The sequence below is a fragment of the Streptomyces sp. RPT161 genome (assembly GCF_027533845.1).
Lineage (GTDB): Bacteria > Actinomycetota > Actinomycetes > Streptomycetales > Streptomycetaceae > Streptantibioticus_A > Streptantibioticus_A silvisoli_A.
On sequence record NZ_JAPZVN010000006.1, the window covers coordinates 111,096 to 137,122 of the forward strand.

The 26,027-nt window shown below is 69.2% G+C and carries 29 protein-coding genes; 16 read left to right on the forward strand and 13 right to left on the reverse strand.

Going from position 1 to position 26,027, the window contains the following annotated elements:
- The first annotated feature begins 16 nt into the window (after positions 1–16).
- Entirely contained in the window at positions 17–427 is a 411-nt protein-coding gene (locus tag O5O46_RS15190) for a VOC family protein (RefSeq protein WP_269856119.1), read from the forward strand.
- A 141-nt stretch (positions 428–568) separates the two neighbouring features.
- Here the strand turns inward: O5O46_RS15190 and O5O46_RS15195 are convergent, their stop codons facing one another.
- Positions 569–1,141 carry a helix-turn-helix domain-containing protein gene (locus tag O5O46_RS15195; RefSeq protein WP_269855955.1) on the reverse strand — a complete coding sequence of 191 codons (573 nt, stop codon included), beginning with the start codon at positions 1,139–1,141 and terminating at the stop codon, positions 569–571.
- A 150-nt stretch (positions 1,142–1,291) separates the two neighbouring features.
- On the opposite strand from O5O46_RS15195, the gene O5O46_RS15200 reads away from it, so the two are divergent.
- Together O5O46_RS15200 and O5O46_RS15205 are read left to right on the forward strand one after the other, a co-directional pair.
- Positions 1,292–2,419: an arylsulfotransferase family protein gene (locus O5O46_RS15200; RefSeq protein WP_269855956.1), complete on the forward strand. Its 1,128-nt coding sequence runs from the start codon at positions 1,292–1,294 to the stop codon at positions 2,417–2,419.
- Positions 2,416–3,759 (forward strand): uracil-xanthine permease family protein, encoded by a 1,344-nt coding sequence (locus O5O46_RS15205; protein ID WP_269855957.1) that lies wholly within the window; start codon positions 2,416–2,418, stop codon positions 3,757–3,759. Before O5O46_RS15200 ends, O5O46_RS15205 begins: the two co-directional genes overlap by 4 nt.
- Positions 3,760–3,881: 122 nt before the next feature.
- Here the strand turns inward: O5O46_RS15205 and O5O46_RS15210 are convergent, their stop codons facing one another.
- The 3 genes from O5O46_RS15210 to O5O46_RS15220 form a co-directional block, all read right to left on the reverse strand.
- A complete protein-coding gene (locus tag O5O46_RS15210) occupies positions 3,882–5,126 on the reverse strand; it encodes a cytochrome P450 (RefSeq protein ID WP_269855958.1) in 1,245 nt (414 codons plus the stop codon).
- A 114-nt stretch (positions 5,127–5,240) separates the two neighbouring features.
- Complete coding sequence (locus O5O46_RS15215) at positions 5,241–6,635, reverse strand: NAD(P)/FAD-dependent oxidoreductase (protein WP_269856120.1); 1,395 nt, start codon at positions 6,633–6,635, stop codon at positions 5,241–5,243.
- An 8-nt stretch (positions 6,636–6,643) separates the two neighbouring features.
- Positions 6,644–6,907 carry a ferredoxin gene (locus O5O46_RS15220; RefSeq protein ID WP_269855959.1) on the reverse strand — a complete coding sequence of 88 codons (264 nt, stop codon included), beginning with the start codon at positions 6,905–6,907 and terminating at the stop codon, positions 6,644–6,646.
- Positions 6,908–7,061: 154 nt separating this feature from the next.
- On the opposite strand from O5O46_RS15220, the gene O5O46_RS15225 reads away from it, so the two are divergent.
- The 7 genes from O5O46_RS15225 to O5O46_RS15255 all read left to right on the forward strand — a co-directional run bounded on the left by O5O46_RS15225 (position 7,062) and on the right by O5O46_RS15255 (position 12,871).
- On the forward strand, positions 7,062–7,553 hold the full coding sequence (locus O5O46_RS15225; RefSeq protein WP_269855960.1) for a winged helix-turn-helix transcriptional regulator: 492 nt from the start codon (positions 7,062–7,064) through the stop codon (positions 7,551–7,553).
- Between the two features lie 225 nt (positions 7,554–7,778).
- Positions 7,779–8,219 (forward strand): VOC family protein, encoded by a 441-nt coding sequence (locus tag O5O46_RS15230; RefSeq protein ID WP_269855961.1) that lies wholly within the window; start codon positions 7,779–7,781, stop codon positions 8,217–8,219.
- Positions 8,220–8,410: 191 nt separating this feature from the next.
- Positions 8,411–8,656 carry a hypothetical protein gene (locus O5O46_RS15235; RefSeq protein ID WP_443072541.1) on the forward strand — a complete coding sequence of 82 codons (246 nt, stop codon included), beginning with the start codon at positions 8,411–8,413 and terminating at the stop codon, positions 8,654–8,656.
- 120 nt (positions 8,657–8,776) lie between these two features.
- The gene (locus tag O5O46_RS15240) at positions 8,777–9,886 is read left to right on the forward strand and encodes an LppY/LpqO family protein (RefSeq protein WP_269855962.1); all 1,110 of its coding nucleotides are present in this window, start codon (positions 8,777–8,779) and stop codon (positions 9,884–9,886) included.
- Between the two features lie 177 nt (positions 9,887–10,063).
- Positions 10,064–10,285 carry a hypothetical protein gene (locus O5O46_RS15245; RefSeq protein ID WP_269855963.1) on the forward strand — a complete coding sequence of 74 codons (222 nt, stop codon included), beginning with the start codon at positions 10,064–10,066 and terminating at the stop codon, positions 10,283–10,285.
- A 348-nt stretch (positions 10,286–10,633) separates the two neighbouring features.
- Positions 10,634–11,578 carry an RNA polymerase sigma factor SigJ gene (sigJ, locus tag O5O46_RS15250; protein WP_269855964.1) on the forward strand — a complete coding sequence of 315 codons (945 nt, stop codon included), beginning with the start codon at positions 10,634–10,636 and terminating at the stop codon, positions 11,576–11,578.
- A gap of 93 nt (positions 11,579–11,671) precedes the next feature.
- Entirely contained in the window at positions 11,672–12,871 is a 1,200-nt protein-coding gene (locus O5O46_RS15255; protein WP_269855965.1) for an NAD(P)/FAD-dependent oxidoreductase, read from the forward strand.
- 317 nt (positions 12,872–13,188) lie between these two features.
- Here the strand turns inward: O5O46_RS15255 and O5O46_RS15260 are convergent, their stop codons facing one another.
- The 3 genes from O5O46_RS15260 to O5O46_RS15270 form a co-directional block, all read right to left on the reverse strand.
- Positions 13,189–13,638: a DUF2267 domain-containing protein gene (locus O5O46_RS15260; protein ID WP_443072545.1), complete on the reverse strand. Its 450-nt coding sequence runs from the start codon at positions 13,636–13,638 to the stop codon at positions 13,189–13,191.
- Positions 13,639–13,766: 128 nt separating this feature from the next.
- On the reverse strand, positions 13,767–14,165 hold the full coding sequence (locus tag O5O46_RS15265; RefSeq protein WP_269855967.1) for a DUF2267 domain-containing protein: 399 nt from the start codon (positions 14,163–14,165) through the stop codon (positions 13,767–13,769).
- 98 nt (positions 14,166–14,263) lie between these two features.
- The gene (locus tag O5O46_RS15270) at positions 14,264–14,698 is read right to left on the reverse strand and encodes an Hsp20/alpha crystallin family protein (RefSeq protein WP_269855968.1); all 435 of its coding nucleotides are present in this window, start codon (positions 14,696–14,698) and stop codon (positions 14,264–14,266) included.
- 130 nt (positions 14,699–14,828) lie between these two features.
- Between O5O46_RS15270 and O5O46_RS15275 the strand changes: the two genes are divergently transcribed.
- From O5O46_RS15275 to O5O46_RS15290, 4 genes are all read left to right on the forward strand, one after another.
- Positions 14,829–15,491, forward strand: coding sequence for a type III effector protein (locus tag O5O46_RS15275; RefSeq protein WP_269855969.1), 663 nt, complete (start codon positions 14,829–14,831; stop codon positions 15,489–15,491).
- Positions 15,492–15,777: 286 nt separating this feature from the next.
- Positions 15,778–17,190: a family 2B encapsulin nanocompartment shell protein gene (locus tag O5O46_RS15280; RefSeq protein WP_269855970.1), complete on the forward strand. Its 1,413-nt coding sequence runs from the start codon at positions 15,778–15,780 to the stop codon at positions 17,188–17,190.
- Between the two features lie 103 nt (positions 17,191–17,293).
- Entirely contained in the window at positions 17,294–18,577 is a 1,284-nt protein-coding gene (locus tag O5O46_RS15285) for a family 2 encapsulin nanocompartment cargo protein terpene cyclase (protein WP_269855971.1), read from the forward strand.
- 17 nt (positions 18,578–18,594) lie between these two features.
- A complete protein-coding gene (locus O5O46_RS15290; protein WP_269855972.1) occupies positions 18,595–19,491 on the forward strand; it encodes a geranyl diphosphate 2-C-methyltransferase in 897 nt (298 codons plus the stop codon).
- A 125-nt stretch (positions 19,492–19,616) separates the two neighbouring features.
- On the opposite strand, the gene O5O46_RS15295 is transcribed toward O5O46_RS15290, so the two are convergent.
- Complete coding sequence (locus O5O46_RS15295; protein ID WP_269855973.1) at positions 19,617–20,123, reverse strand: nuclear transport factor 2 family protein; 507 nt, start codon at positions 20,121–20,123, stop codon at positions 19,617–19,619.
- Between the two features lie 411 nt (positions 20,124–20,534).
- Positions 20,535–21,470, reverse strand: a complete 936-nt coding sequence (locus tag O5O46_RS15300) for a LysR family transcriptional regulator (RefSeq protein WP_269855974.1) — start codon at positions 21,468–21,470, stop codon at positions 20,535–20,537.
- A 134-nt stretch (positions 21,471–21,604) separates the two neighbouring features.
- Here O5O46_RS15300 and O5O46_RS15305 point away from each other — a divergent pair, with 134 nt between their 5' ends.
- Entirely contained in the window at positions 21,605–22,873 is a 1,269-nt protein-coding gene (locus O5O46_RS15305) for an MFS transporter (RefSeq protein WP_269855975.1), read from the forward strand.
- Between the two features lie 155 nt (positions 22,874–23,028).
- Here the strand turns inward: O5O46_RS15305 and O5O46_RS15310 are convergent, their stop codons facing one another.
- Both O5O46_RS15310 and O5O46_RS15315 read right to left on the reverse strand, forming a co-directional pair.
- A complete protein-coding gene (locus O5O46_RS15310) occupies positions 23,029–23,382 on the reverse strand; it encodes a hypothetical protein (protein WP_269855976.1) in 354 nt (117 codons plus the stop codon).
- Positions 23,383–23,396: 14 nt separating this feature from the next.
- Complete coding sequence (locus O5O46_RS15315) at positions 23,397–23,519, reverse strand: hypothetical protein (protein ID WP_269855977.1); 123 nt, start codon at positions 23,517–23,519, stop codon at positions 23,397–23,399.
- Between the two features lie 132 nt (positions 23,520–23,651).
- Between O5O46_RS15315 and O5O46_RS15320 the strand changes: the two genes are divergently transcribed.
- Positions 23,652–24,062, forward strand: coding sequence for a VOC family protein (locus O5O46_RS15320; RefSeq protein ID WP_269855978.1), 411 nt, complete (start codon positions 23,652–23,654; stop codon positions 24,060–24,062).
- Between the two features lie 929 nt (positions 24,063–24,991).
- Here O5O46_RS15320 and O5O46_RS15325 read toward each other — a convergent pair.
- Both O5O46_RS15325 and O5O46_RS15330 read right to left on the reverse strand, forming a co-directional pair.
- Positions 24,992–25,180, reverse strand: coding sequence for a transposase (locus O5O46_RS15325; protein ID WP_269855979.1), 189 nt, complete (start codon positions 25,178–25,180; stop codon positions 24,992–24,994).
- Between the two features lie 100 nt (positions 25,181–25,280).
- Complete coding sequence (locus tag O5O46_RS15330) at positions 25,281–25,919, reverse strand: TetR/AcrR family transcriptional regulator (protein ID WP_269855980.1); 639 nt, start codon at positions 25,917–25,919, stop codon at positions 25,281–25,283.
- Positions 25,920–26,027: the final 108 nt, after the last annotated feature.

Consider the following 26,027-nt stretch of genomic DNA (forward strand, 5'->3'; position numbering starts at 1 on the left):
CGCACAGGAGCCTGCCATGTACTTCGCTTCGATCCGCATCATCACCGAGGACGTCGCCCGCGCCGTCGGGTTTTACGAGAGGGTCACGGGCCTGGTGGCGAAGCGGTCCACGGACGACTTCGCCGAGATCATCACCCCGAGCGGAACCCTCGCTCTCGCGAGCACCCGCACGGTGCAGGGGCTCGGTGCACAGGCGCCCCGACCGGCAGCCAACCAGAGTGTGATCGTCGAGTTCCGGGTCACCGATGTGGATCGCGAGTACGAGAAGGTCAAGAAGTTCGGTGACGTCGAGATCGTGAACGGGCCCACGACGCAGCCCTGGGGCAACCGTTCGCTGCTGTTCAAAGACCCGGACGGCAACCTGGTCAACTTCTTCGCCCCCGTCACCCCGGACGCCGTCAGGCGATACGAGCAGCAGGACCACTGAACTCGTAGTTCGGTGTCGGGCGTCGAACACGCCCTGAACTTGCGGAACTTGGCGCGGTTCAGCGCGGCGTAGTGCGTAGGGCAAGCGTCGCGGTCGGCGGTGGCGTCAGCGAGACAGGCGTACGGGGGACTCCGCTCTGTGTCAGCGGCGCGGGTCGGCGGTGGCCTCGATGTGGTCAGCGACGGCGACGAGCACGACCCGCGTGTCCGGTTCGAGAGCGCGCCAGCTGTGCGGTACGCCGCCGGAGAGATACAGGGTGTCGCCGCGCCGCAGGCGGTACGTCTCGCCGCCCGCGTCGACCTCGGCGGATCCGTCGGCCACGTACAGCAACTCGTCGTTGCGGTGATGGAACTCGCGACCGCTGGCGTGGCCGCCGGTGAACTCCAGCGCGTGCAACTGGTGATGGCCACGCACCAGGGGCCGTACCCGAGCTTTCCCGGCCGAGGAGAGGCCGGGGTCATCCTCGGCGCGTACCACGTCCACGCTGCGCGGAGTCTCGGCGGCTGCCAGCAGGTGGACGGCGGTCGTGTCGAGAGCGTCGGCGATCGCCTGGAGCGAGCGCATGCTGGGCCGGGCGCGGGCGTTCTCGATCTGACTGAGGAACGGCACCGACAGCCCGGCGCGGGCCGCGACATCGGCCAGGGTGAGGTCGAGAGCCCGGCGGCGGCGCCTGACGCTGGCCCCGACCGTTGGTGCTGCCGCTTCGTCCGTCACGCGAAGTCCCGCCTCAGTCCCGCTTCCTGATTGCTCCTGGCCACCCTACGCACTGATTTCTCGTCGTTTCACACTGCTGACACAACCGGCCGCTACTGTCAAACTCGTTTCGATGTCATCAAACAAAGTTTGACAGAGAGGCTCCGCAGCATGGCCACCGTCGACCAGAACTTCCGCCGCCGCCGTGGAACCGGCCTGATCGCGCTCGACGCCGACGCCGCGTTCCCCGGCTACACCCTGTACGCGCCGCTCACCGGCACCGGCGAGGTCTACCTCGTCGACCTGCGAGGAGAGGTGGTGCACCGATGGAACCTCCCGTACCGCCCGGGCCGCCACGCCCGGATCCTCCCGGGCGGCAACCTGGCCTACAACGGGGTACTGCCCGACGAGCCCGCACTCTTCCCGATGTGGCACAAGTACCGAGGCGGCGTGATGCTCGAAGCCGCCCCCGACGGCACCGTACTGCGTGAGCACCGCGACCCGTTGCAGCACCACGATGCCCATCACCTCGGCGACGGCCGCGTCCTCTATACCGCGCTGGAGCCGTTGCGCGGCGCCGAGGCCGACGCTGTGCTCGGCGGAATCGCCGGGTCGGAACCGGACGGCACGGTGTGGGCCGACACCATCAAGGAGGTCGATGCCGAGGGGAACGTCACCTGGTCGTGGCGGGCCGCCGAGCACCTCGACCGCGTCGAGTACGCCCTTCACCCGCACTACTCGCGCGAGCACTGGCCGCTGATCAACAGCGTCTCGCCGCTCGCCGACGGCAACATCCTGGCCAGCCTGCGCAGCGTCTCCGCCGTGATCGTCATCAGTCGCGCGACCGGAGAGATCCTTTGGCGCACCGAACTCGGCATCGTCTCGCAGCAGCACTGCCCGACCGAACTGCCCAGCGGCAGCATCCTCGTCTTCGACAACGGCGTCTTCCGGCCGGGCTGGGACGTGCCGTTCTCCCGCGTCATCGAGATCGACCGCACCAGCGGAAAGATCACCTGGGAGTACCACGACCCGGCTCGCGAGGCGTTCTTCGCCCCCTTCATGGGCAGCGCGCAACGGCTGCCGAACGGCAACACGCTCGTCACGGACTCGCCCTCCGGGCGGCTGTTCGAGGTGACCGCCGACGGATATCTGTGCTGGGAGTACGTGGTGCCGTACTTCGGCGCGTACCGCGAGTCGGAGGTGCGCACGCTGTTCCCGGCAGAGCCCAACGCGGTGTTCCGGGCCTACCGTTACCCGCCGGAGGAACTGCCGTGGCTGGACGTCGGGGCGCGGGCATGAGCAACACGGAGGCCCTGACGGTAGACGAACGGCCCGCGCTGCGACGGCTGGTGCCCCTGTCCGTGCAGCACGTCCTGGCGATGATCGCCGCGCCCGTCTCCACGGTGTTCCTGACCGGGCAGGTTCTCGGACTCGCCCCCGGCCGGACCACATCCCTGCTCAGCGCGACGCTGATGCTGTGCGGCGCCGGCGCGCTGCTCCAGTCGCTGAGCCTCGGGCGAATCGGCGCCCGGCTGCCGTTCGTGATGCTCCCCGGTGGCGCGGCGTCCGCGCTGTTCCTGCAGATCGCCAGGGACCACGGGCCCGCCACCGCCTGCGGGTCGGCGCTGCTCGCGGCCGGACTGCTGCTGGCGGTGACTCCGCTGTACGCCCGGATCGTGCGGTTCTTCCCGCCGCTGGTGTTGGGAACCACGGTGCTGCTGATCGGGATCGGCATGGTGCAGGTGGCCTCCCAACTGATCACCGGGCAGGGGGCGGTGGGCCGCGCTGCTCCCTCCGCGGTGGTACTGGCGGGGCTGACCATCGGGTGCACGCTGGTGTGCTTCGCGGCACTCCGCGGCGCCTGGCGGCAGTCGGCCGTGCTGCTCGGCATGGCCGCCGGCACCGTGCTGGCCGCGGTCACGGGCCTGGGCCACTTCGGTGCGGCGAGCGTCGGAAGCCCGGCCCTGCCGCAGCCGTTGCCGTTCGGCGCACCACGCTTCGACCTTATGGCCGCGCTGCCGTTGCTGATCTTCGCGCTCGCCTCGCTGGCCGAGGCGACCGGGCAGACGGTGATGAACAGCGAAGCGGCGGGCCGCACACCGGACCCGCGGCGCGACGTGCCGCGGGTGGTGCGCGCCGACGCGGTCGTGTCGCTGGCCGGAGCCGCCTTCGGCACCTCGCTGCTGACGACGAGTTCGGAGAACATCGGCATCGGACAACTGACAGGCGTACGTAGCCGGTTCGTCACGGCTGGCGCGGGAGTACTGCTCGTCGCGGCCGGGCTGCTGCCGCCGGTACCCCGGATGCTGGCCGCCATCCCGGCACCCGTGGTCGGCGGCAGTTCCCTGATGGTGTACGCGATGATCGCGGTGATGGGCGTGACGATGCTGCACCGGGCCGACCTGGGGGACCGCTCACACGCCATGGTGGCCGCTGTCGCGCTCGCTGTCGGGCTGCTCCCGATCGTCACACCCGGCCTGTACGCGGGCTTCCCGGGGTGGGTGAGGACCGTGCTGGGCAGCGGGGTGGTCGCCGGGACCCTGACCGGCGTGCTGCTGCACGCAGGCGTACGGGCGGCGCACGGCGGCAGGTCAGCCACCCCACGCCGCCCGTGGCACGCTGCCAGAGCATCACGCTGAGCCCGGTCGGACACCGGCCGGTGCCGCTCCGCCGCCGCCGACCGCCCCCTTGGCTGACAAGCCGTCACCGTACTTTGAGCGCTGGCGCGTAGGTGGGTGTGCGGTCGAGTCGGACGGTCCGGTCAGGGGCGGACGCGGTCGACGTTGAGCCAGAGGTGGCGGGGACCGCGAAGGGCGGCCGTGGGCCGGTACGGGGGCGGGTCCTCGGCCAGCCGGGGGTTCTCCAGGCGGCGGACGAGTTCGGGGAGCACGACATGGGCTTCGAGGCGGGCCAGGGGAGCGCCGACGCAGTAGTGGATTCCGCCTCCGAATCCGAAGTGTTCGTTGGGGGTTCGGTCGGGGATGAACTGCTCGGGCTGGTCGAAGTGGTGGGGGTCGCGGCTGCCTGCGGCCAGCAACAGCACGACCGCGGAGCCGCCGGGGATGGTGGTGCCGCCGACGTCGATATCGTCGAGGGTGGCGCGATAGCGGAACTGCACCGACGGCTCGTAGCGCACCAGTTCCTCGACCATGGGCACCACCAGCGCGGGCTCGCGGCGGAAGCGAGTGAGGATGTCGGGATGGCGCAGGAGGGTGAGCATTCCGTTCGTGATCAGGTTGACCGTGGTCTCATGGCCGGCGATGAGGAGCAGACGGGTGGTGACCACGAGTTCGTCGCCGCGCAGGGGTTCCGTGTGGGCGCCGCCGGTGAGGAGGCCCGAGATCAGGTCTTCGCCCGGGTTCTTCGCGCGCTCAGCGGTGAACTGCGTGAGGTAGTCGGCGAGCGCGTCAGCGGCGTGCTGAATTTGGTCGGCCTCCTCCTGCGTCATGTCCGGGTCGCGGTCGAGGCTGCGCGCGAGGGTGTCGGCCCAGACGTGGAAACGTGCCTCGTCCTCGGGCGGTATGCCGAGAAGCTTGCAGATCACGCTGACCGGCAGGGGGTAGGCGACCTCGTCGACGAGGTCAATTCGGCCCTGGGACCCGGCGGCGTCGAGGAGTTCGCCGGTGATACGGCGGACATCGGCACGCAGGGATTCGACCACCGCGGGGGTGAACCTGGCCATGACCGCGCCGCGGAGGCGGTCATGGCTCGGCGGATCGCGCAGGATGAACGACTTCTCGGCGCCGGGGGCCGACTCCTGCCCCGCGTTGCGCATGTCGGAGCTGATGCGCGGGTCGTGCAGCAGGGCGGCTATCTCGTCGTATCCGCTGACCACCCACGTACCGTCGGCCTGGCGGGAGACCGGTTGCCTGCGCAACGCGGCATACAGGGGGTAGGGGTTGGGGCGGCTTCGCTGGTCGAGGACGCGAGCGAACAGGTCCTGCTGAGGAGTTGAAGCGGCGAGGTCGACAAGGGACCGGGCGGTGGTCGGGATGTGGTCCGACATGATGCGCCTCCTTGAATCGAACCGCTCTCGCAACGGAGCACGTCGGAAACCGAATCGGCTGCCGCGCCAGAGCGGCGTACGGTAGAGGACTGTTCAGAGGGCTGCCGTGCGGCACTACAGGGACGGGCGGGCGCCTGCTCGTTGTTCGTCGGGCTGCGGACGACCGGCGTCGGGGGCGGCCTGCCCGAGCGGTGGCAGCGCGGTGTCGAGAACCCGGATGGGATCAGGGGCGTCGGGGATCCGCGCAACAGGGGGAAAGCTGGCGCGGTTTGTGATCATCGTGGCGTAGGCGTCGAGTGCGCGGGGCATGTTGACCGCCAACGCGCCGATGACCCGGCCCTGTTGACCGTAGGCGGCGACGAACGCGGAGTTCTCCACCGAGCCTTGCACGACCGCGAACTGATCGGCGCGGGCGGGAACGCCGACCGACTTGATGTTCACACCGAACTGGTTGGACCAGAAGGCCGGCAAGGCGGTGTGCTGGAGGACCGGGCCGTGGAGCATGGTCACCGCGGCGACGCGTGCCTGCCGGACCGCGTTGTCCCAGTGCTCGACCGCAAGGAGTTCGCCGTCGAAGAGTGGGTGGGGCCAGCGGGCGATGTCGCCTGCCACGAGGACGTCGTCGTCGGGCTGCCCGGCGCTGTCGACCGCACGGCAGTACGCGTCGCACCGCACGCCACGGCCGTCCACGCTGAGTGCGGAGCCGGCGAGCCATTCGACGTTGCGGACCGCACCCAGGGCGACTATGGCCACGTCGACATCGAGGATGTCACCGTCAGAGAGTGCCGCCCGGCGCAGGCGGCCGACTCCGTCACCTTCCAGGGACCGCACCGAGGTGTTGGTGCGCAGGTCGACTCCGTGGCGCCGTTGCAGTCGCCCGGCCGCGCTACCGGCCGGGCCGCCCAGAGCGCCCACCAGCGGCGCCGGGGAACGCTCGACGACAGTCACGTCGAGGCCCAGTTCCCGGCACACCGAGGCCGCCTCCGAACCCACGAAACCCGCGCCGATCACCAGGACCCGTCGAGGCCGAGTGGCCAGCCGGGCCTGCAACGCCCTGGCGTCGTCACGGGTGCGGATGCTGAAGACCCCGCCCAAGGCGGCCTCATGGACCTTAGGCCACGGGCGGGCCCTGGCACCCGTGGCGATGAGCAGTTTGTCGAAGCCGAGCACATCGCCGTCGGCGAGTGTCACTGTCTTCGCCGCCCGATCGAGGGACACCGCCGCGGTGCCCAGGCGCCACTGCGCCTCGAAGTCCTCCCGCTGCGGCAGTCCGGTGTCGTCGGCCGACATGCGTCCGGCCAGCACCCGTTTGGACAACGGCGGCCGGTCGTACGGTGGATGGGGTTCCTCTCCCACAAGCGTGATCTGCCCGGCGAACCCCTGCTCGCGCAGGGCCTCGGCCCCGTGCAGGCCGGCGAGGGACGCGCCCACGATCACCACGTGGCCGTCGTCCGGTAAGCCGGCGGCCGTCGATGTGGGGGAGAGCCGGTGCTCAACGCCGACTTCCATGGCATCGCTCACCGCTGCCCCCCAACCGTGTCGATCGCCGCAGAGCGCGGCGGGGCCGCGGTGGCGTCCCTGGTCGGGCCGGCCGCAGGTCCGATGGTGATGGCTTGGACCGGGCATGCGGCGCGTGCTCGTTCTGCCTGCTCGCGCAGGTGGTCCGATGGAGCGCTGTCGTATTCGAGGACTTCCGGGCCGGTCAGCTCGAAGACTTCCGGGGCGGCGAAGACGCACTGCCCGTAGCTCTGACACCGCGCGAGATCGACCACGACTCGCATCACGGCGACTCCTTCCTCGTGTTCTGTTGCATGGCGTCCTGCGGGCCGTCCGCGGTGTGTCCTGCCGAGCGGCCCACCCCAACTACTATCGATATGGAAGTACATGCTGTCTAGAGGTACTTTCGATTTTGAGGCAGTTGGGTACCCTGGAGGCATGTCGACCAGCGAGCGAAGTCAACGTCACGGCACCCGCGCCCACTGCCAGCCCGATCTGCCGACGGCTCAGGAACTGTTCGCCCTGCTCGGCGAGCGGTGGAACTACGCGATCCTTCGCGAGGTCTTCTACGGCGTCGAGCGCTTCGGGGCGTTGCAGCGCAACCTGGGCATCGCCCCCAACACGCTTACCGCGCGCCTGAACGGACTCGTCGAGGTCGATCTGCTCGAGCGCCACCGTTACCGTCCGGACAAGGACTGGTTCGACTACCGGCTCACCGCCGGCGCCCGCGAGATCGTCCCTGCCTGGATCACGCTCTCCCAGTGGACCCACAACCACTGGCACACCGACCAGCCCATGCGTCGCGGCCTGCGGCACCGCACCTGCGGGGAACTCATCACTCCGCAAATCATCTGCGGCCACTGCGGCGGCGTCCTCAACGGCCTGGACCTGGAGCCCGTCGTACTCTCAGCTGAAGGCGACGCCGAGTAGGGCAGCGCCAACGGCACGCAGGCCAAGGGGACTTGACGGCGCGCCGCAGTCGCCCGGCCACCTTCACCGGAACGGTGGACGGCGTGGATCGACCTGCATCGCAAGCATTGGATGGCGCCGACGTTGGAGTACCTGCCGGATACGCGAGGTTGCGCACCCACACCGGCAGGTATCCGTCGACCAGGTGCGGACAGAGCCCTCGCCGCGTTCCTTATGCTCGGAGACATGACCATTCAGCGGATGGACAACGTCGCCATCGTCGTCGACGATTTGGACGCGGCTGTCGCCTTCTTCACCGAGCTCGGTATGGAGCTGGAAGGCAAGGGGCAGGTCGAAGGCATTTGGGCGGACCGCACCGTCGGACTCGACGGCGTCCGGAGCGACATCGCGGTGCTGCGGACCCCGGACGGCCACAGCAAGCTGGAGCTGACCAAGTACCACACCCCCGCGGCGTCCGGCGCCGAGCCGGAGAACCCGCCGCCCAACACGCTGGGCCTGCACCGCGTCATGTTCGCCGTCGACGACATCGACGACACCGTCGCCCGCCTGCGCGCCCACGGCGCCGAACTCCTCGGTGAGGTGGCGCAGTACGAGAGCACCTTCCGACTCTGCTACCTCCGCGGCCCTGCGGGCATCATCGTCGCCCTGGCCGAACAGATCGGCTGACGCGAGCCTGCCGCGCGGGGCGGGCGCATCAGCGATGCGCTAACGGACTGCATGAGCGCAGATACAACCGTTCCCGAGCTCGGGGCGACCAAGGAAGACCAGCGTGTGGATGCGCCAGCCAGGTCCGCGCGCCGCCACGATCTCCGCACGCACAGAGTGAGGAGTCCGGGGTTGAACCGGCAGAAACGCGTGTGCGAACGCTGCGGCAACGACGGGTGCTGGCGTACTACGCGATCGCCAACGCCTCCGCGTTCACCCTGACGGCGCAAGAGGGTCGCCCGCCGCGCGCCGTGCCGGTGGTGGGCTTGGTCGGTTGCGCGGTGCTCGCCCTCTCCCTCCCGGCCACCTCGGTCATTTGCAGTGCCGCGGTGCTCGGGTTGGGCGCGCTCTGGTACGGCCTGCGGCGAACCATCGCCTACCGGTCACATCGCCGGTGACCTGCACCATCACGGCAGGCAAGGCCCCGCGTGCTGCGAGGCCTCCGCGCGCGCCGCCGCTTGGGACGTGGTGGGCTGTCGGGAGGAATCCGGCCACTCCGACAGCGCAAGGAGGACCTGATGCCCCGTCTGCGTCAGTCGCGGCGCCGCGCGGTGATCGCCACCGTCGCGGGCACCGCAGCCCTCGCCACAGCACTGACGTTCTCCCTCGGCAGTGCCTCCGGGCAGGCCCGCGGTATCGACTGGACGGCGGTCGGGCAGGCCATCGGCCAGCCGCTGACCACCGAGGCGCAGAACGTGCACACTGCCGAGTGGCTGCGCACCGACCTTCACGAGGTCAATGCCGGTGTCAGCGAGAACCCCGGCATGGAACTCAACGCCGAGGCGTCCTTCCACCAAACCGGCCCCGGCCAGGCGGTGATGATCGGCGAGACCACCCTGCGCGCCAGCGAAGTCAACACCTTCGCCGACCGCCTCCAGCAAGGCGGCGTGACCATCACCGCCCTTCACAAGCACATCCAGGACGACACACCGCGTATCTGGTGGATGCACTACTGGTCCCTTGGCGACCCCCTCAAGATCGCTCGCGCCCTGCACAGCGCCCTGGCCACGACCAGCATCCCCCTGCACCAGAAACCCGGCATCGAGCGGCCGATCGCGTTGAACACCGGCGCCCTGGACCGGGTCATCGGCTCGCACGGCGAGAACGTCAACGGCGTGTGGCAGTACCACATCCCGGTCTCCCAACCGGTCACAGACACCCGCGCCCACATCACCCTGCCGTACCTGATGGAGGCGTCCACACTGCTGATGTTCCAACCGCTCGGCGGCCAACGCGTCGCGGTCAACGGCGACTTCACCATGACCGCCGACCAGGTAAACCCGGTCATCAAGGCCCTACGCTCCCACGGCCTGAGCATCGTAGAACTGCACAACCACATGCTGTATGAGCAACCCCGCCTGTTCTACCTGCACTTCTGGAAGGCCGGCGACGCAACTACCCTCGCCCACGACCTACGCGCCGCCCTCGACCAAGTCCACGCCCCCGCGGTTGACCAGGCGAGGCATCTCAACGCTGCGGTTGGTCACCGAGGACTTCGCGGGCAGCTGCGCCAGCGCCGCTCGGTCCTCGGCCAGGGCCCGGTGCCCAGCCTCGGTGGCGCGGCAAACGCGCGCCCGCGCGCGGCGCCCCGGAGAGCCAGATGGAAGACCTCGATGGCGACGGTATGAACATGGCCGCGTCGCATAGTTCGTCGGAGGAGGGCGCGCCCCGTGCGGTGGGACCGGCATGACACGAGCTGCGCCTTCAGGGTCGCTTTGTGAGCGGTGGGTAGCACTGTCGTGGAGGATTTTCTTGGCACCCGTGGACACTGACACTGGGAGCCGCAACAGCGACAGGGAGAGGCCATGGCATCGAAGCGCAAGCCCAACAAGCTGGTCCTCGCCGTATTCGGCGGATTGCACGCCACGGCGATGGCGCTGACCTGGCGGGACTTGCGGAGGCGACCACCTGCGCTGATCCGTGGAAACAAGAAGATCTGGCGCATTGCCAGCACCATGAACACAGGTGGCGCGGCCGCGTACTGGCTCATCGGACGGCGACGCACTCCTGCACCCGCAAAGCACTAGCCAAACCCGGTCACTCCTGAAGCGCTCACCCGGCAGATTGGAGCGTGCTCGTCGTACCCGGCCACCCCGCCAGCGGCCACACCAATGTGTGACGGTGAACGATGAATGGAACCGGACCGCGGCGGTGACGCGGTCGTTTTGACCCTCACGGTGAACCACAGTTGGAACCAGGGTCGAGACCACTGTTCCGCGGGGGAGCAGCCAGCTCTTTCGCCTGCGGAGATCTGCTGGTGCGCGGCCAGAGGGCAACGGCGTCCAGTTCGACCCGGCAAGCGGGAACTCGCTCCGCATCCCGGCCCCTGCGTAACGCTGCGGCCGTCGTGCGCCGCGAGCGCTACCATCGCGGCCATGCCCTTGACCATGGCCGACGTGGACCGGTTCGAATCCTCCAGACCCCGCCTGGAGGCCATCGCCTACCGCCTCCTGGGCTCCGCGACCGAAGCCGAGGACGCCGTGCAGGAAACGTTCCTGCGCTGGCAGGCCGCCGACGTCGACCGCATCAAGGTCCCCGAGGCCTGGCTGACGAAGGTCCTCACCAACCTGTGCCTCAACCAGCTGACCTCGGCCCGCGCACGGCGCGAGACCTATGTGGGCCAATGGCTCCCCGAGCCGCTGCTCAGCGGGGACCCGATGCTCGGTCCGGCCGACACCGCCGAGCAGCGTGAATCGGTCTCGTACGCGGTCCTGACTCTCATGGAGCGCCTGTCCCCCAACGAGCGGGCGGTGTACGTGCTGCGGGAGGCTTTCGACTACCCGCACCAGGAGATCGCCGGGATCCTCGATATCACCGAGGCCGCCAGCCAGCAGATCTTCCACCGTGCCAAGAAGCACGTCGCGGACGGCAGGGTCCGCACCGAGGTCGACGAGGCGGCCGCCCGGCGGATCGTCCAGGAGTTCCTCACGGCCGCCACCAGCGGCCGCACCGAACCGCTCGTGCGATTGCTCACCGAGGACGCCATCTCGATCGGCGACGGCGGCGGGAAGGTCCCGGCCCGCGCCAAGGCGTTCGAAGGTGCCCTCGCCGTGGCGACGTTCATGCGCGGCTTGTTCAAACCCGGCAAGGCCAAGCGGGCCATCGCCGGTGGCTCACCCGAGGTCTACGCCTCGACCGCCAACGGCGACCCCGCCGTCGTGGCGGTCGTCGGCGGCCGGGTCGTCGGCGTCTTCTGCCTGGAGGTCACCGCCGAGGGCGTCGCCGCGTTCCGCAACCAGGTCAACCCCGACAAGCTCGAACGCGCGACCAAGCGGTGGGCGGCCGCCGACCATGGAGAGCCCCTGCTCATCGCGTTCTGATCCCGATGTGAGGTGCTTCACGTCGCGCTCCTGTCAGGAAACGACGGTCCGCCCGGCTCAAGTGGCGAACCCACGCACGACAGGAGCAGCGACATGCAGCACCGCATCATCGTCCTCGGAGCCGGATACGCCGGAGCCACCGCGGCCGGGCGCCTCGCCAAGCGGCTGACGCGCGAGGACGCCGCTATCACCCTCGTCAACTCCGAACCTGACTTCGTCGAGCGCGTGCGACTCCACCAACTGGCCGTTGGCCAGGACCTCAAGCCCCTGCCCTTCAGCGAGATGTTCGCGGGCACCGGCGTCGAACTGAGGCTCGCCAAGGTCACCGGCGTCGATGTCGACCGCAAGACCGTTGCCGTCACCGACGCGCATGGCGCGGAGGAACTGGTGGAGTACGACACCCTCGTGTACGCCCTCGGCAGTGGCTGGAACGACCAGGGCGTCCCAGGCACCGCCGAGCACGCCTACGAGATCGCTGGGCGCCCCGGAGCGCTCCGGCTGCGCGCGCGGCTGGCCCGCCTGGAGGAGGGACAGTCCGTGGTCGTCGTCGGCGGCGGCCTGACCGGCCTGGAGGCCGCCGCCGAGATCGCCGAGGCCTGCCCGAACCTCCACGTTGCCCTTGCCGCCCGCAGCGGCCTCGGCGACTGGCTCTCGCCCAAGGGCCGTCGGCACCTGCGAAAGGTCTTCGACAAGCTAGGCATCACCGTGCACGAGCACGCCGCCGTCACCGGCGTCGAGGCCGACCGCGTCACCACCGCCGACGGCACGGCCATCCCTGCCGCGGTCACCGTGTGGACCACCGGCTTCGCAGTCCACCCGATCGCGAAGACCACCACCCTGGAGGTCACCGGCCAAGGCCAGATCGTGGTCGACCCGACCATGCGCTCGGTCTCGCACCCGGACGTGTACGCCATCGGCGACGCGGCCATGGCGATGGGCCCCGGCGGCAAGCCGCTGCGGATGTCGTGCGCGTCGGGCACGCCCACCGCGTGGCAGGCGGCCGACGCCATCGCGGCGCGCCTGACCGGCGGGAAGCTCCCGAACGCGCCGCTGCGCTATTTCAACCAGTGCATCTCGCTGGGCCGCAGGGAAGGCGTGATCCAGTACGTCACCGCTGACGACCGGGCCGTGCGGGCGGCGCTGACCGGGCGGCTCGCCGCCGTCTACAAAGAGCTGGTCTGCAAAGGCGCGGCCTGGGGCGTCGCCAACCCGACGCTCGGGATGCCGACCCGGCGCCGCCGCGTGGTGCGGGAGCGGGCCCAGGCAGGCTCGGCTGTCACGGCGCTGACCTGAGCCGCGCCGCATGCGTACCGACTCATGACGCCGAGGCCCCGGCAGCGGTCTCCGTCGTGGGCTTCGTGACGGCCCGGTGGGCGCCGGAGCGGCTCCGAATCCTCTTCGGCACAGCGATGCCTGTGGAAACACTGGCAGCGCCCGGCGTCCTCCGGCCCCACGAAACTCGCCTGTACGCGGAGCACGTTGTTCTCCGTGACGCGGGCCGCCACATCTGGCGCAGGAGGGCAGTTGCCTACGCGTCACACCCCCCGCCCTACCAGCCCCACCCACACGCCGAGACGAAACCCGAGATCGATCCCGACCTCACACAGTGTCTAGGCCGCCTGGCGCTGCTGCCGGGGCCGGAGTTCGGGCCGTCCGAACAGGAGGGCGTAGCCCTCGGGGAGTTGCTCGAGGATGCGGTCCAGCAGGTCCGGTCCGATCAGTTGGGCGAGGACGCAGAAGACGGTCCCGGTGTTCCACCGGGCGACCGCGGGCGTGGTGCCGGACCGCCGCGCCAGGTCCTTGACGAAGCCCCAGCCGCTCAACTGCTCGGTGGCGGGGGCCTGTCCGGTGAGTGCCAACGCGGCCTCCAGCGGCAACTGCGCGGCCAGTGCGACCCGTTCTTCGCCGGTGAGCTGGCGGCCGAGCAGGGCGAGGACCTGGAGAACAACCTCCTGTGCCTGTTCCCGGGTGGGGTAGGCGCCTTCGTACCGGACCTTCGCCAGCAGGGCCTCGAAGGTCTCCGCGGTGTCGGGACAGTCCGGGTGGCGCTGGTCGATCATGACGGGTGGCATGCCTTTCGTTTCCACATGGTGCCCGCCGACCGCGCCGCGCCGCACCGGCGCGGCGCGGTCGACGGCTGGCGGGCTGGGATGGGTGGGGACGCCGGCGGTGTGCGGCGTGGACTGGCTCAGGCCGATGAGGGGCGGCCGAACAGCAGGTCGTAGCCGACCGGCAGTTGGAGTAGCAGCCGCCGGGTGAGATCTTCGCCAGCCGCCTCGGCCACCACGCTGAGCACCGCGCCGACATCCCACTTGGCGGTCTCCTCGGTGGCCCCCTCGATCCAGGCCGCAGTGGCCCGGACGAACCGTTCGGGGGCCAGCGGTTCGGCCGCGGGCAGGGGGTTGAGCAGGATCATGGCGAAGGTCTCGGGCAGCCGGGCCGCGAGTGCGGACCGCTCCTGGCCGACCACGTGCGCGCCGAGCAGGGCGAGCACCACTCGGGCGGCGCGTTCGGCCTCCTGCCGGGTGTCGTACTCGCCGCGTTCCCGGATGCGCTCCAGGAACTCCTCCGAACGGATGGCCACCATGGTCACCCCTCCTGCGCAGGTCGGGGAGCGGACGGCGGGGGGCGGGAGTGCCGGGGGACGCCCGCCTCCACCGCTGCTGCGGAACGGAACGCGGCGGGTCAGCCGCTGATCTGCTTGCGCTCCGACGCACCGCCGATGGAGATCTTGCGGGGCTTGGCGCGCTCCGCGATCGGGATGCGCAGGGTCAGCACCCCTGCGTCGTAGTCGGCCTCGATGTGCTCGGTGTCGAGGGTGTCGGCGAGCATCAGCTGGCGGGAGAAGACCCCCAGCGGCCGCTCGGACAGCTCCATCTGGACGTTCTCGCTCTTGGTCGTCGGCCGACGCTCGGCCTTGACGGTCAGCATGTTCCGCTCGACGTCGATGTCGATGGCGTCGGTGGTGACTCCGGGGAGGTCCAGAGCGATCACATACACGTCGCCTTCGCGGTAGGCGTCCATCGGCATCGGGGACGGCCGGGACCAGGTGCCGGACGTGCCAAGGAGCTGCTGGGTCAGGCGGTCAAGCTCGCGGAACGGGTCGGTGCGCATCAACATCGCGGGACACCTCCAATGAGACGGGCAGTAACTGCTGCCAATGCGCTGTACCTGTCTTCTCTTGTAACATGTCATCGAAGCGATGACAAGCAAGGTGTCGTCGGAACGACGACGAGAGGAAGGAGTTGCGGTGACATCAGCCGACGAGCAGCCCCAGCGCCTGACCCCGGCGTCCTACCTCGCGGCGGAGGCGGCCCTGCGCGCCATCGAAGAAGCGGTGCGCGCCGCCCGCACTGCCCCGCCGGGCGAGCCGGCCACCGCACCGCCCGGCCCGGAGCAGGCGCTCGCCGTCCTCCTGCTGCTGCGGGACGTCCGGCACCAGCTCGCCGACTGGGAACCGGGCCTGATCGAGGCGGCCCGCGCGGCGGGCGCCAGCTGGGCGGACCTGGCCGGCCCCCTGGGTGTCGCCAGCCGCCAGGCCGCCGAGCGGCGCTATCTGCGAATTCGCCCCGGCACCGCGGGCAGTACGGGCGAGCAGCGAGTCAAGGCCACCCGCGACCGCCGTGCCGCCGACCGCACAGTCACCGCCTGGGCCCGGGGCAAGGCCGGCGAGCTTCGCCAGCTCGCCGGCCAAATCGCCGCCCTACCCGACCTCCCGGACGCTGCCCTGCCCTCCGTCCGCCGACTCGCCCGTGCCCTCGCGGACGACGACGCCGCCCTGCTGCTCGTCCCGCTGACCGACACCGAGCCGCACCTGCGCGACAGCCACCCGGGACTGGCTGCCCGGATCGAGCACCTCACCCACCACACGGACCGGCTCCGCCACCGCAGCAACACCACTCGCCGCGCCTAGACATGACCAGCGAACCACCACAGCCTCGCGAGGCACATGCAACTCAATAACTTCTGAACTTCACAAACCAGACGTTCTCTGAAAACAACGTCAGCCAACCGGGCAAACCTTGCATGCGGCAGGATCACTGCATGGAGCTAATGTCAACGATTTTCCAAGGCTGACGGGGCGTAACGGCCCGTACTGTGGCTCGGGAGCTGGACGGATTGCGTGAACGCCCCGTCCTTTTGCTCTTTCCCATTGACGTGCCACGCCGGCCACCGCCCTCACGAAGAGAGCTCGCCTGATGACCGTTGATATCAGCCCGCAAACACAGCCAGAGTCGCCTCAGCAGTCCAGCCTGAGCACGGCGGCTGCTCGCAACCTTGCCACTACGACCAAGTCCGCCCCGCAGATGCAGGAGATCACCTCTCGCTGGTTGCTGCGGATGCTCCCCTGGGTAGAGACCAAAGGTGGCACCTACCGGGTGAACCGTCGGCTGAGCTACACCGTCGGCGACGGGCGCATCGACTTCATCCAGGACGGCGGCGAGGTCCGGGTCATCCCCCGCGAACTCGGCGAGCTGGCCTTGCTGCGCGGCTTCGAGGACGTGGAGGTGCTGTCTGCGATCGCCGACCGGTGCGTCCAGCACGACTTCCGCGCCGGTGAAACGCTGGTCGAGCGCGGTACACCCGCTGAGCAGATCCACCTCATTGCCCATGGCCGGATCACTCAGACCGCTGTCGGCAAGTACGGCGACGACGTCACCGTCGCGGTGCTTGCAGACGGCGACCGGTTTGGTGAGAACGCCCTGTTGGACGCGGACGCCCAGTGGGACTACACCGCCACCGCCGTAACCGCCGGCACCCTGCTCACGCTGTCCCGCGCCGACTTCGCCGCCGTGATGTCCGCGGCGCCGAGCCTCCAGACCCACATCCAGCAGTTCAGCTCGCTGCCCCTCCAGAGGCAGAACCGTCACGGGGAGGCCGAGATCGCACTGTCGGCCGGCCACAGCGGCGAGCCCGAGCTGCCGGGCACGTTCGTCGACTACGAACTGAAACCACGCGAGTACGAACTCTCCGTCGCGCAGACCGTTCTGCGGGTCCACACCAGGGTCGCCGACCTCTACAACGAGCCCATGCACCAGACCAAGGAGCAGCTCAGGCTCACCATCGAGGCGCTACGGGAGCGCCAGGAGCACGAGTTGATCAACAACCGGGAGTTCGGTCTGCTCCACAACGCCGACTTCAGGCAGCGCATCCAGCCGCACTCCGGTCCCCCCACCCCGGACGACCTCGACGAACTGCTTTGCCGCCGCCGCGGCTCCAAACTCTTCCTCGCCCACCCCAGGACGATCGCGGCGATCGGGCGTGAGTTGAACTCTCGCGGGCTCTACCCGAATCACGTCGACCTCGGCGGGCAGCAGGTTCCGGCCTGGCGGGGAGTCCCCATCCTGCCCTGCAACAAGATTCCCATCACCGACGGGAACACGAGCTCGATCATCGTCATGCGCACCGGAGAGGACAACCAGGGCGTCATCGGTCTGCACCAGACCGGTCTACCGGAGGAGTACGAACCCGGCCTGTCGGTGCGCTTCATGGGTATCGACGAAAAGGCAATCATCTCCTACCTCGTCAGCACCTACTTCTCCGCCGCCATCCTTGTGCCAGACGCGCTCGGTGTGTTGGAGAACGTACAGATCGCCCGCAGCCACGACTAAAGGACCTGCCCTACCCGGCAGTTACGGCAGCCGAACCCTTTTGGGCCAGCCGAGCATGCCCGGGATCCGGAAGACAACCACCCACGCCACCCAGGAGCCATGGATGCCCAACCCTGGGCCTTTTCCACCACAGTTGAGCCCATCCGCGGCTGCTCTCCACTTCGGGACGACGGCCCTGAGCGATGCAGCCGCCCGTGCCTGCGACGTCAAGGCCGCCGTAAGCGGCCCCCCTGTGTCTTCCGTGCCTGTCCCGCCGTCCGCCGATGTCCCAGCAGCCGAAGCAGAGACAGCGGACGCGGCTCTGGAACGGATCCTGCGGGGCCCAAGTGGCCTGGGTACGACGAGCCTGCACCTGGCACTGCGTGAGGAGCCCCCGGCGCTACCAGAGTCGCGGGCGGCTCCAGCCGAAGGCAACCCGATCCCCGGCCTCTACTACCACCCGGTGGCGGAGCCCGACCCGGTGCGGGTGGAGGAGGTCAGCCGCAGGATCAAAGCCTGGGCGCTGGAAGAGGTCGACCTGTACCCCGAGGAATGGGAGGAGCAGTTCGACGGTTTCTCTGTGGGGCGCTACATGGCCGCCTGCCATCCGGACGCTCCCAGCGTCGACCACCTGATGCTCGCCACGCGCCTGATGGTCGCCGAAAACGCGGTGGACGACTGCTACTGCGAGGATCACGGAGGCTCGCCCATCGGCCTCGGGGGACGCCTTCTGCTGGCGCACACCGCCCTCGACCCCCTCCACACGACGAAGGAGTACCAGCCGCAGTGGGCGGAGTCGCTTCATTCGGATGCGCCTCGACGTGCCTACCGCTCCGCCATGGAGTACTTCCTCCAAGAGGCCAGCCCTTCCCAAGCCGACCGGTTCCGGCACGACATGGCCCGTCTGCACATGGGGTACCTCGCAGAAGCCGCCTGGGCCCAGACGGAGCATGTCCCCGAGGTGTGGGCGTATTTGGCGATGCGCCAGTTCAACAACTTCCGTCCCTGTCCCACCATCACCGACACGGTCGGCGGCTACGAACTGCCGGCGGACCTGCACGCTCAGCCCGCTATGCAGCGGGTCATCGCGCTCGCCGGGAACGCCACCACCATCGTGAACGACCTGTACTCGTACACCAAGGAACTCGCCAGTCCCGGTCGGCACCTGAACCTTCCCGTGGTGATCGCCGAGCGTGAGGGCGTCTCCGACCGCGAGGCCTACCTGAAGGCGATCGAGGTCCACAACGACCTCATGCACGACTTCGAGGCCGAAGCCGCGGCCCTGGCCGCCGCCTGCCCCCTCCCGAACGTGCAGCGCTTCCTGCGGGGTGTGGCCGCTTGGGTCGACGGCAACCACTACTGGCACCAGACCAACACCTACCGCTACAGCCTTCCCGACTTCTGGTAAGAAGGATGGACTTATCTGTGACCAGCACCGAGCTCGCCGCCACAGTCGCCACTTCCACCAGCAACTCCGCAGGCACCCCCGCCCCGGCGATCCCCTACCAGAAGGACATCGCTCGCTACTGGGACCATGAGGCCAGGCCCGTGAACCTGCGTCTCGGCGATGTAGACGGCCTTTACCACCATCACTACGGTATCGGCGACGTCGACCACGCCGCCCTCGGCGACGCCGACGACAGCGCATACGAGAAGAAGTTGATCGCCGAGCTCCACCGCCTGGAATCGGCGCAGGCCGAAGTCCTCCTGGACCACCTCGGCCCCATTGAGCGCGGAGACATGCTTGTTGACGCCGGCTGTGGTCGTGGCGGCTCGATGGTCATGGCCCACCAGCGCTTCGGGTGCAAGGTCCAGGGCGTCACCCTGTCGGCCAAGCAGGCCGACTTCGCCAACCAGCGCGCCCGCGAACTCAGCATCGACAACCACGTCCACGCCCGCGTCTGCAACATGCTCGGTATGCCTTTCGAGACCGGTCAGGCCGCCGCCTCGTGGAACAACGAGTCGAGCATGTACGTCGACCTGCACGACCTCTTCGCCGAGCACTCCCGCATCCTCGCGTTCGGCGGCCGCTACGTGACCATCACCGGCTGCTGGAACCCGCGCTACGGCCAGCCCTCGAAGTGGGTTTCCCAGATCAACGCGCACTTCGAGTGCAACATCCACTCGCGCCGAGAGTACCTGCGCGCCATGGCCGACAACCGTCTCGTGCCGCAGGCCGTCATCGACCTCACTCACGCGACTCTGCCCTACTGGAAGCTGCGGGCCACGTCCTCCCTAGTGACAGGCATTGAGGAGGCGTTCATCAATTCTTACCAGGACGGCTCCTTCCAGTACCTCCTGATCGCAGCAGACCGCATCTGAGTGGACGTTCGTTTGAGGCCACTTGGCCAGCTTGTGCGCTAGCGGCTCTGTCGGGGCAGGCTGTGGATGGGGGAGGCAGGTCTCGGCCGGGCGATGCTGTCCATCGCCCCCGCAGTCGCATGGGTTCATCGGTCGCGGTCCGAGACCGGCTCAGCTAGCGCTGCCCGCTCAGGAGGCGCCTGGAAGGGGTCGGCGAAGTACTGGGTCTCGTGCGTTACCAGATCGTCGGTGAACTCCATGACGCTCACCGTGTAGGTGGGCACGCCGTCGTAGGTGATCACGCACTCGCTCACCCAGAGGTCGCCACTGCCCCGAATCCGGAGGATGGTGAAGTGGCGTTCGGCCGGGTGCCCGCCGCGTTGCGCCTGGATCTTTGACCGGCCCCGGAAGCGCTCCCCGGACTGCGGGTAGTCCAGGACCGCGTCTGCAGCGTAGATAGCGTGCTCAGTGTCGATGTCCCCGCGGTCGGAGGCCTTCCAGTGCTGCTCCAGCCGGGCGCGGGTCCTGGCGTCACGATCCACTGTCCCGTTCACCTGGGCCTCCTCAGATCTCGCCCGACCGGCGTTCGGCCGCGCTGCTGGGTCCTCGTCCAGTTGGCCGAAGAACGTGCTGGGCTGGGGGTAGGCGGCCACGTCGAGCCGGTCCGAGGCGTTGCGGTCGATGATGACCTGGAGCGCGGTCCGGCAGTCATCGCCGACCTACCTACCCTCGGCGTCGGTGCGGCTCTCGATGAGGGGATCGAGCGCCTCACGAGTTGCCGAGGTCGTTGGCAAGGTACCGCTGCGGAGGGCGGAGCGCCGCTTGCGAACGACGTACCAGGTGTCAGGTAACCCGTCGGTGCCTGGGTCCGAAGAGGCGCCGTTCGAACGGTGGTCTGTGGGTCTGGGCTGTGAAGTCCCGGGTCAGCGCGGCCTCGCTGCGGGAGTCCAGTTGCGCTTCCAGGCACTGCCGTGCGGTCGAGGCCCGTGCACACCGAGGCAGACGTGGCCGACCGGCTCGGCGACGACAGATCCGACCACGATGGTCGAAGACGCGGCGGCCGTTCAGCCCGGAATCACCCAGCCCGGCGCCCAGGTACCGGCGGCGTCGTGGCCGACCGCTGTGGCGGCGAGGTGGGCGCGGAGGGTGGCCAGCGCTGGGTGGGGGTTGTCGCGGTGCCAGAGGAGCGAGTGCGGGTAGACGGGCGTCGGGTCGGTCACCGGGATGCGGCGCAGTCCGTGGTCGGCGGGCCAGACAAGGCGGGTGTGCTCGCCCATGAAGGTGGCCAGGGCCGGGGTGTCGGCGACGGTGTCGAGGAGCGCGTCGGAACCGAAGTTAGGGCCGGTCGCCTCGATGGTGAGGCCGAACTCGGCGACGAGGTCGTCGTAGTACGCGGCCCACTCGGTACCGGGGACGATGCCGGGCATCCAGATCCGATGCCCGGCGAGCTGAGCGACGGTCACCGACCGGGCGCCCGCCAGCGCGTGGGCGGGGCCGGTGAGGAGTTGGAGCGGCTCGTCGAGCACCCGGGCGGACACGATGTCGTCGGGGAGGGGGCGGCCGGGCATGGCGACCGCGCGGAACGACGCGTCGATCTCGCCGGACCGGATGGCGGCGACGGCCGTCTCGACGTCGAACAGCATCACCACGTCGAGGTCGATCTCGGGGTGCGCGCGGTGGAAGCCGCGCATCAGGCCCGACGGCGCGACGCGCGAGGCGATCACGTCGACGCGCAGCGGACGGCGGCCGGTGCGCACGGACGCGACCGCGCGCTCGGCGACGCGCAGCAGCTCGCGCGCGTGGGGCAGGAACGCCTGCCCGTCGATGGTGAGCCCGGCGCCGCGCGCGGTGCGGGTGAACAGCCGCACGCCGAGGTTGCGCTCCAGCGCGGCGATGCGCTTGGAGACGGCCTGCTGGGTGACCGCCAGCTCGGCGGCGGCCTCCTGGAACTGCCCCGCGTCGGCTGCGGCGACGAACGTCCGGACGGTGTCGAGGTCCATGCCGACACCCTAGGGACACAACCGTTGGTTGTGTCCAGGCGGCCCGGCGGTTGTTTGACCCCCGGGTATGTGCTCGCTTTGGATGCTTCCGATCGCGAATCGGTTGTGCGGGTGAGTGGCGAGGGGCGGCGGGCATGAGGAGCGGGCACCGGTTCGGGCATCTGCTCGGACATCGGCTGGGGCGGCGGTTCGGGTGGCTCTGGGGAGCGTACGGGACCAGTGCGCTCGGCACGTGGCTCGCCTTCGGCGCGTTCCCGCTGATCGCCATCCGGGTGCTGCACGCCGGACCGGCCGAGGTCGCCGCGCTCTCCTCCGTGGGGGCTGCGGTGGGCGCGGCCGTGGCGGTACCGCTCGGCCCGTGGATGGAGTTCCGCCGCAAACGGCCAGTGCTGATCGCGATGGACCTTGTGCGGTTCGCGGCGCTGCTGACGATCCCCGCCGCGTTCGCGCTCGGCGCGCTCACCTTCCTTCAGCTCCTGCTGGTGTCGGTCGTCGTCGCGGCAGCCGACATCACCTTCCGCGCCGCCTCCGGCGCGTACCTGAAGACGCTGCTGCCGGCCGAGGACCTGCTCGTCGCCAACGCCCGGTTCGAGTCCACGGCCTGGACGACCACGATCATCGGGCCACCGCTAGGCGGCGCCGCCATCGGGCTCCTCGGTCCGGTGGCGACGGTGGTGGCCGACGCGGTCAGCTACCTGCTCTCGGCCCTGGGCATCCGCGCGACGGGTGGGCGCGAGCCGCGGCCCGAGCGCCGGGAGGCCGAGCGCATGCGGGCCGGGGACCTGCTCGACGGCTGGCGGTACATCCTCGCCGACGCGACGCTGCGTCCGCTGTTCTTCAACACCGCCTTGTTCAACGGCCTGGTGATGGCCGCCCAGCCGCTACTGGCCGTCCTGATGCTCGGTCGACTCGGGTTCGCGCCGTGGCAGTACGGCCTTGCCTTCGCCGCGCCCTCGATCGGCGGGCTGCTCGGTTCGCGGCTGGCCCGACCGCTCGTCACCCGGTTCGGACAGCACCAGGTCCTGGTCGTGGTCGGGGCGCTGCGCGCGATCTGGCCCCTCGGCCTGGCTTTCCTGGGGCCGGGGACCGGCGGGCTGCTGCTGGTGATGGGCGTCGAGCTCGGGCTCATCTTCTGCTGCGGGGTGTTCAACCCCGTCTACGCCACCTACCGCCTTGAGCGCACCGCGACCGACCGGGTCACCCGCACGCTGTCCGCCTGGGCGGTGACGACCAAGGCCTCGACCGCGCTCCTGACGGCCGTCTGGGGCGTGCTGGGCGGCCTGCTCGGCCCGCGTACGGCCATCGGCCTGGCCGGCGTGCTCCTGTTGGCGACCCCGCTGCTGCTCCCGCGCCGCACGGCAGCGCACCTCTCCGAGCCGGATCCGGCCCCGAGCCGCGCCTGACGGGCCGCTTGTTCACCGCTTGGGGAGTCACTGCTGACGACCGGGAATCGAACAGGTCACGGCAACGGACGGCACCTCGTGGTGAGCCCCAGCGTGCTCGGCTGCTGCTGGGCGGCGTGCCGCGGCTGGCCGGATACTTTCCGATGGCGTCGAGTTCAGCGATCGCGTCGGCGGGCGGGGCCAGTTCGGCGGCGATGTTCTCGCGTAGGTGGGCCAACGAGGATGTGCCGGGGAACAGGACCGTGGACGGGGGAGCGCTGCAGCAGCCAGGCCGGCGAGACCTGCTGGCGGGCGGCGCCCAGGCGGTCGGCAACGTCGGTGAGCGTCTGCGACTGCAGCGGGCTGAAGCCGCCGAGCGGGAAGAACGCGGCGTAGGCGATGTTCTCTGCTGTGCAGCGGTCGACCAGGGCGTCGTCGGTGCGGTTGGCCAGGCTGTAGAGGTTCTGCATGGTGACGACGGCGGCGACGGTCTGCGCCTCGGTGAGCTGGGCATCGGAGATGCCGCTCAAGCCGAGGTGGCGGATCAGGCCTTGCGGCGCATCTCGGCCAGTGCGCCGAACTGCTCGGCTATCAAGTTGTCGCTGCAGGCTTCGAGCGCCGCTGTTCGCAGGGTGGCGATGTGCAGGTCGGCGGGGAACGCGTGCACGGGTCGCTCGCCGGGTGCCCACGGTGGCGGGCCCCGATATGAACAGTTGGGATAGTTGGTCGCAGGCCCCGTCCACTATGCCGAAGGCAAAGGGGAAAGGCTTACCGCACGACTCTGAGGAGAGTAAGCAGGATGGCATCCGCGGCACCGCAAAAGATCACTACGTTCCTGATGTTCGAGGGTCGGGCAGAGGAAGCGATGACCTACTACACCTCGCTGTTCGACGACGCCGAGATCATTGACATCACCCGCTACGGTGCCAATGAACCAGGGGAGGAGGGCACCGTTCAGCGCGCCACTTTCTCCCTCGCCGGACAGCGGTTCATGTGCATCGACAGCTATGTGAAGCACGACTTCAGTTTCACCCCGGCGGTCTCGCTGTACGTGCAGTGCGAGACCGAGGCCGAGATCGACCGCCTGTACGCCGCCCTCGCCGAGCAGGGCTCGGAGCTGATGCCGCTGGGGTCCTACGGCTTCAGCGCCAAGTTCGGCTGGGTGAACGATCGCTTCGGCGTCTCCTGGCAGCTCGACCTGCCCGAGTAGGCCTGGCGCGTCCGGCCCTTGGCCGCAGCGTGGAGCCTCTGTCACTGCTGGTGGCGTTACGCAGCAGGAGTTGGAAGGGCCATCGAGCTAGGCATGGCGTGGGGTGACGTGTTTTTCCCGCCGCCCCTCCTCCTGCACAGCCGGCAGGGAGGGAGTCCGACGCCGTAGGTAGGTGTCGGCCTCATCAACGCGGTGAAGCCAAGCGTTCGCGCTGTGCTCCGCACGCAGAAGAAGCCCAACGTCACGAAATCATCGACGACTTGTACCGGAAGCTCCGTGAGGTCATCGCCAAGGCGGTCAAATTGAAGGCAACTTCGACGCGTTCGCCACGGTGACCGAGAACATCTACTACGAGAACCTCAAGTTGAATGAGCAAGGCGAGCGCGCGGCGCCAGGGGCGGGTCACCGCGCTGCCGACGTCCGGCCCCTGGAATGGGTGACTACCCAGAGGCCGAGGTCGAGGCGGTCGCCGTTCACGACGATTCCGCGCGTGAGCCTTCACTGGTTCGCAGGCCTGCCTGCCATCCGCAGCGGTACGGCCCCGTGCGGGTGTGGCAGCTGACAGCACCGGAACCGAGGCCCCGCCTTGAAGCTCCGCTCCGGGCCGGACGCGACTGCCCGCCTGGACGTGGAGGAACTCGTCGCGGACCTGCGCGCGGTGAGCTGGTTCCCGTCGACCGCCGCACCGATGAGTCGTGACGCTCTCTGGCAACGGCCGGGCCGTCGCGCGGTCTTCAGCCACCGGTGGAACCCGGACCGGGACAGATTCAGCAGGGTGCACAGCCGCTTCACGCCGAAGGCGTCGCGATGGTCGGCAACGAACTCGAAGCGGCTCACCAGTTCGTCTCGCCCGCAAAATACTTGGCCGCCCGGCGCAGGATGTCACGTTCCATCTCCAGCTCGCGGACCTGCCTGCGCAAGGCCGCGATCTACGCGTCCTTCGTGGACTCCGCGAGCGCCTCGGGACGCTCGGCGTTCTCCGCAGTCTTGATCCAGTGCCGTAACGTCTCGTGGTTCACGCCGAGTTCGGCAGCGATGCGTGAGACGGGCCGGCCCGACGAACGGGCCAGCGCCACAGCGTCGGCCCGGAGCTCCGCCGAGTACTTGTAGGTCCCCACTCGGGACTCCTCTCCCTGAACTCAAGATCCAGTGTCGAGGTGTCCACGATCAAGGTGGAGGGCCCGTCCCGGGCTCCACCGCCGTAAGCAACAAGCCGGGTCAACACGCTCGGTCGTTCACGGCCGAGTTGATGACCTCATTGTCTGTCGGTGCCGGGGCGGGCTGAGTAAGGCCGGCGAGCAGCAGGTCGATCATGTGGCGAGCCTGGTAGTCGGGGAACGTTTCGATTCCGATGCACAGGTTGCCGATGGCCAGCATGAAGTCGTAGGCCCGTACGTCGGCGCGTGTGTAGCCAGCGGAGGCGGACGCTTTCAGGAGTTGGTCGAGCACGGGTAGCAGGCGTTCGACGAACTCGTTGTGCAGGGTCTCGAATCCGGCTTGGTCCGAGTGCAGCGCCTCGGCGAGGCCGTGTTTGGTGACGAGGAAGTCGGCGAACTGGTGGACCCACTGCCGCAGGACTTCGTAAGGGGTTTCGGCAGTCTGCGCCGCGTGGGCAGCTGCGGCGAGTGCGTCAACCTGGTGGCGGAAGACCGCGACCACCAAGTCCGCCCGGGTGGGGAAGTGGCGGTAGATGGTGCCCATGCCGAGGCCTGATTCCGCTGCGATCTCCCGTACGGGAGCGTGGACCCCCATACGGACGAACACGGCCGCAGCTGCGTCCAGGAGCTTCTGCTCGTTTCGGCGGACGTCGGCTCGCTTGCGGCTTGCAGCTGCTGGCGGAGTGTCGGCTGTGGACATCGTGAACTACCTCCCACTTGCAATACGGAGCGCCGCTCCGTATTCTCATCCGGAGCGGCGCTCCATTTTTTCCAATGATGCCAGACGCCGCGCCGCACAGCCCACTGG

Bases quoted from the DNA above. Each gene is read 5' to 3' on its own strand.
- O5O46_RS15305 (WP_269855975.1), top strand. From the start codon at position 21,605: ATGAGGAGCGGGCACCGGTTCGGGCATCTGCTCGGACATCGGCTGGGG.
- O5O46_RS15225 (WP_269855960.1), top strand. From the start codon at position 7,062: ATGTCGACCAGCGAGCGAAGTCAACGTCACGGCACCCGCGCCCACTGC.
- O5O46_RS15245 (WP_269855963.1), top strand. From the start codon at position 10,064: ATGGCATCGAAGCGCAAGCCCAACAAGCTGGTCCTCGCCGTATTCGGC.
- O5O46_RS15320 (WP_269855978.1), top strand. From the start codon at position 23,652: ATGGCATCCGCGGCACCGCAAAAGATCACTACGTTCCTGATGTTCGAG.
- O5O46_RS15285 (WP_269855971.1), top strand. From the start codon at position 17,294: ATGCCCAACCCTGGGCCTTTTCCACCACAGTTGAGCCCATCCGCGGCT.
- O5O46_RS15330 (WP_269855980.1), bottom strand. From the start codon at position 25,919: ATGTCCACAGCCGACACTCCGCCAGCAGCTGCAAGCCGCAAGCGAGCC.
- sigJ (WP_269855964.1), top strand. From the start codon at position 10,634: ATGCCCTTGACCATGGCCGACGTGGACCGGTTCGAATCCTCCAGACCC.
- O5O46_RS15215 (WP_269856120.1), bottom strand. From the start codon at position 6,635: ATGGAAGTCGGCGTTGAGCACCGGCTCTCCCCCACATCGACGGCCGCC.
- O5O46_RS15205 (WP_269855957.1), top strand. From the start codon at position 2,416: ATGAGCAACACGGAGGCCCTGACGGTAGACGAACGGCCCGCGCTGCGA.
- O5O46_RS15210 (WP_269855958.1), bottom strand. From the start codon at position 5,126: ATGTCGGACCACATCCCGACCACCGCCCGGTCCCTTGTCGACCTCGCC.
- O5O46_RS15255 (WP_269855965.1), top strand. From the start codon at position 11,672: ATGCAGCACCGCATCATCGTCCTCGGAGCCGGATACGCCGGAGCCACC.
- O5O46_RS15200 (WP_269855956.1), top strand. From the start codon at position 1,292: ATGGCCACCGTCGACCAGAACTTCCGCCGCCGCCGTGGAACCGGCCTG.
- O5O46_RS15190 (WP_269856119.1), top strand. From the start codon at position 17: ATGTACTTCGCTTCGATCCGCATCATCACCGAGGACGTCGCCCGCGCC.
- O5O46_RS15230 (WP_269855961.1), top strand. From the start codon at position 7,779: ATGACCATTCAGCGGATGGACAACGTCGCCATCGTCGTCGACGATTTG.
- O5O46_RS15220 (WP_269855959.1), bottom strand. From the start codon at position 6,907: ATGCGAGTCGTGGTCGATCTCGCGCGGTGTCAGAGCTACGGGCAGTGC.
- O5O46_RS15240 (WP_269855962.1), top strand. From the start codon at position 8,777: ATGCCCCGTCTGCGTCAGTCGCGGCGCCGCGCGGTGATCGCCACCGTC.
- O5O46_RS15280 (WP_269855970.1), top strand. From the start codon at position 15,778: ATGACCGTTGATATCAGCCCGCAAACACAGCCAGAGTCGCCTCAGCAG.
- O5O46_RS15270 (WP_269855968.1), bottom strand. From the start codon at position 14,698: ATGTTGATGCGCACCGACCCGTTCCGCGAGCTTGACCGCCTGACCCAG.
- O5O46_RS15300 (WP_269855974.1), bottom strand. From the start codon at position 21,470: ATGGACCTCGACACCGTCCGGACGTTCGTCGCCGCAGCCGACGCGGGG.
- O5O46_RS15260 (WP_443072545.1), bottom strand. From the start codon at position 13,638: ATGATCGACCAGCGCCACCCGGACTGTCCCGACACCGCGGAGACCTTC.
- O5O46_RS15265 (WP_269855967.1), bottom strand. From the start codon at position 14,165: ATGGTGGCCATCCGTTCGGAGGAGTTCCTGGAGCGCATCCGGGAACGC.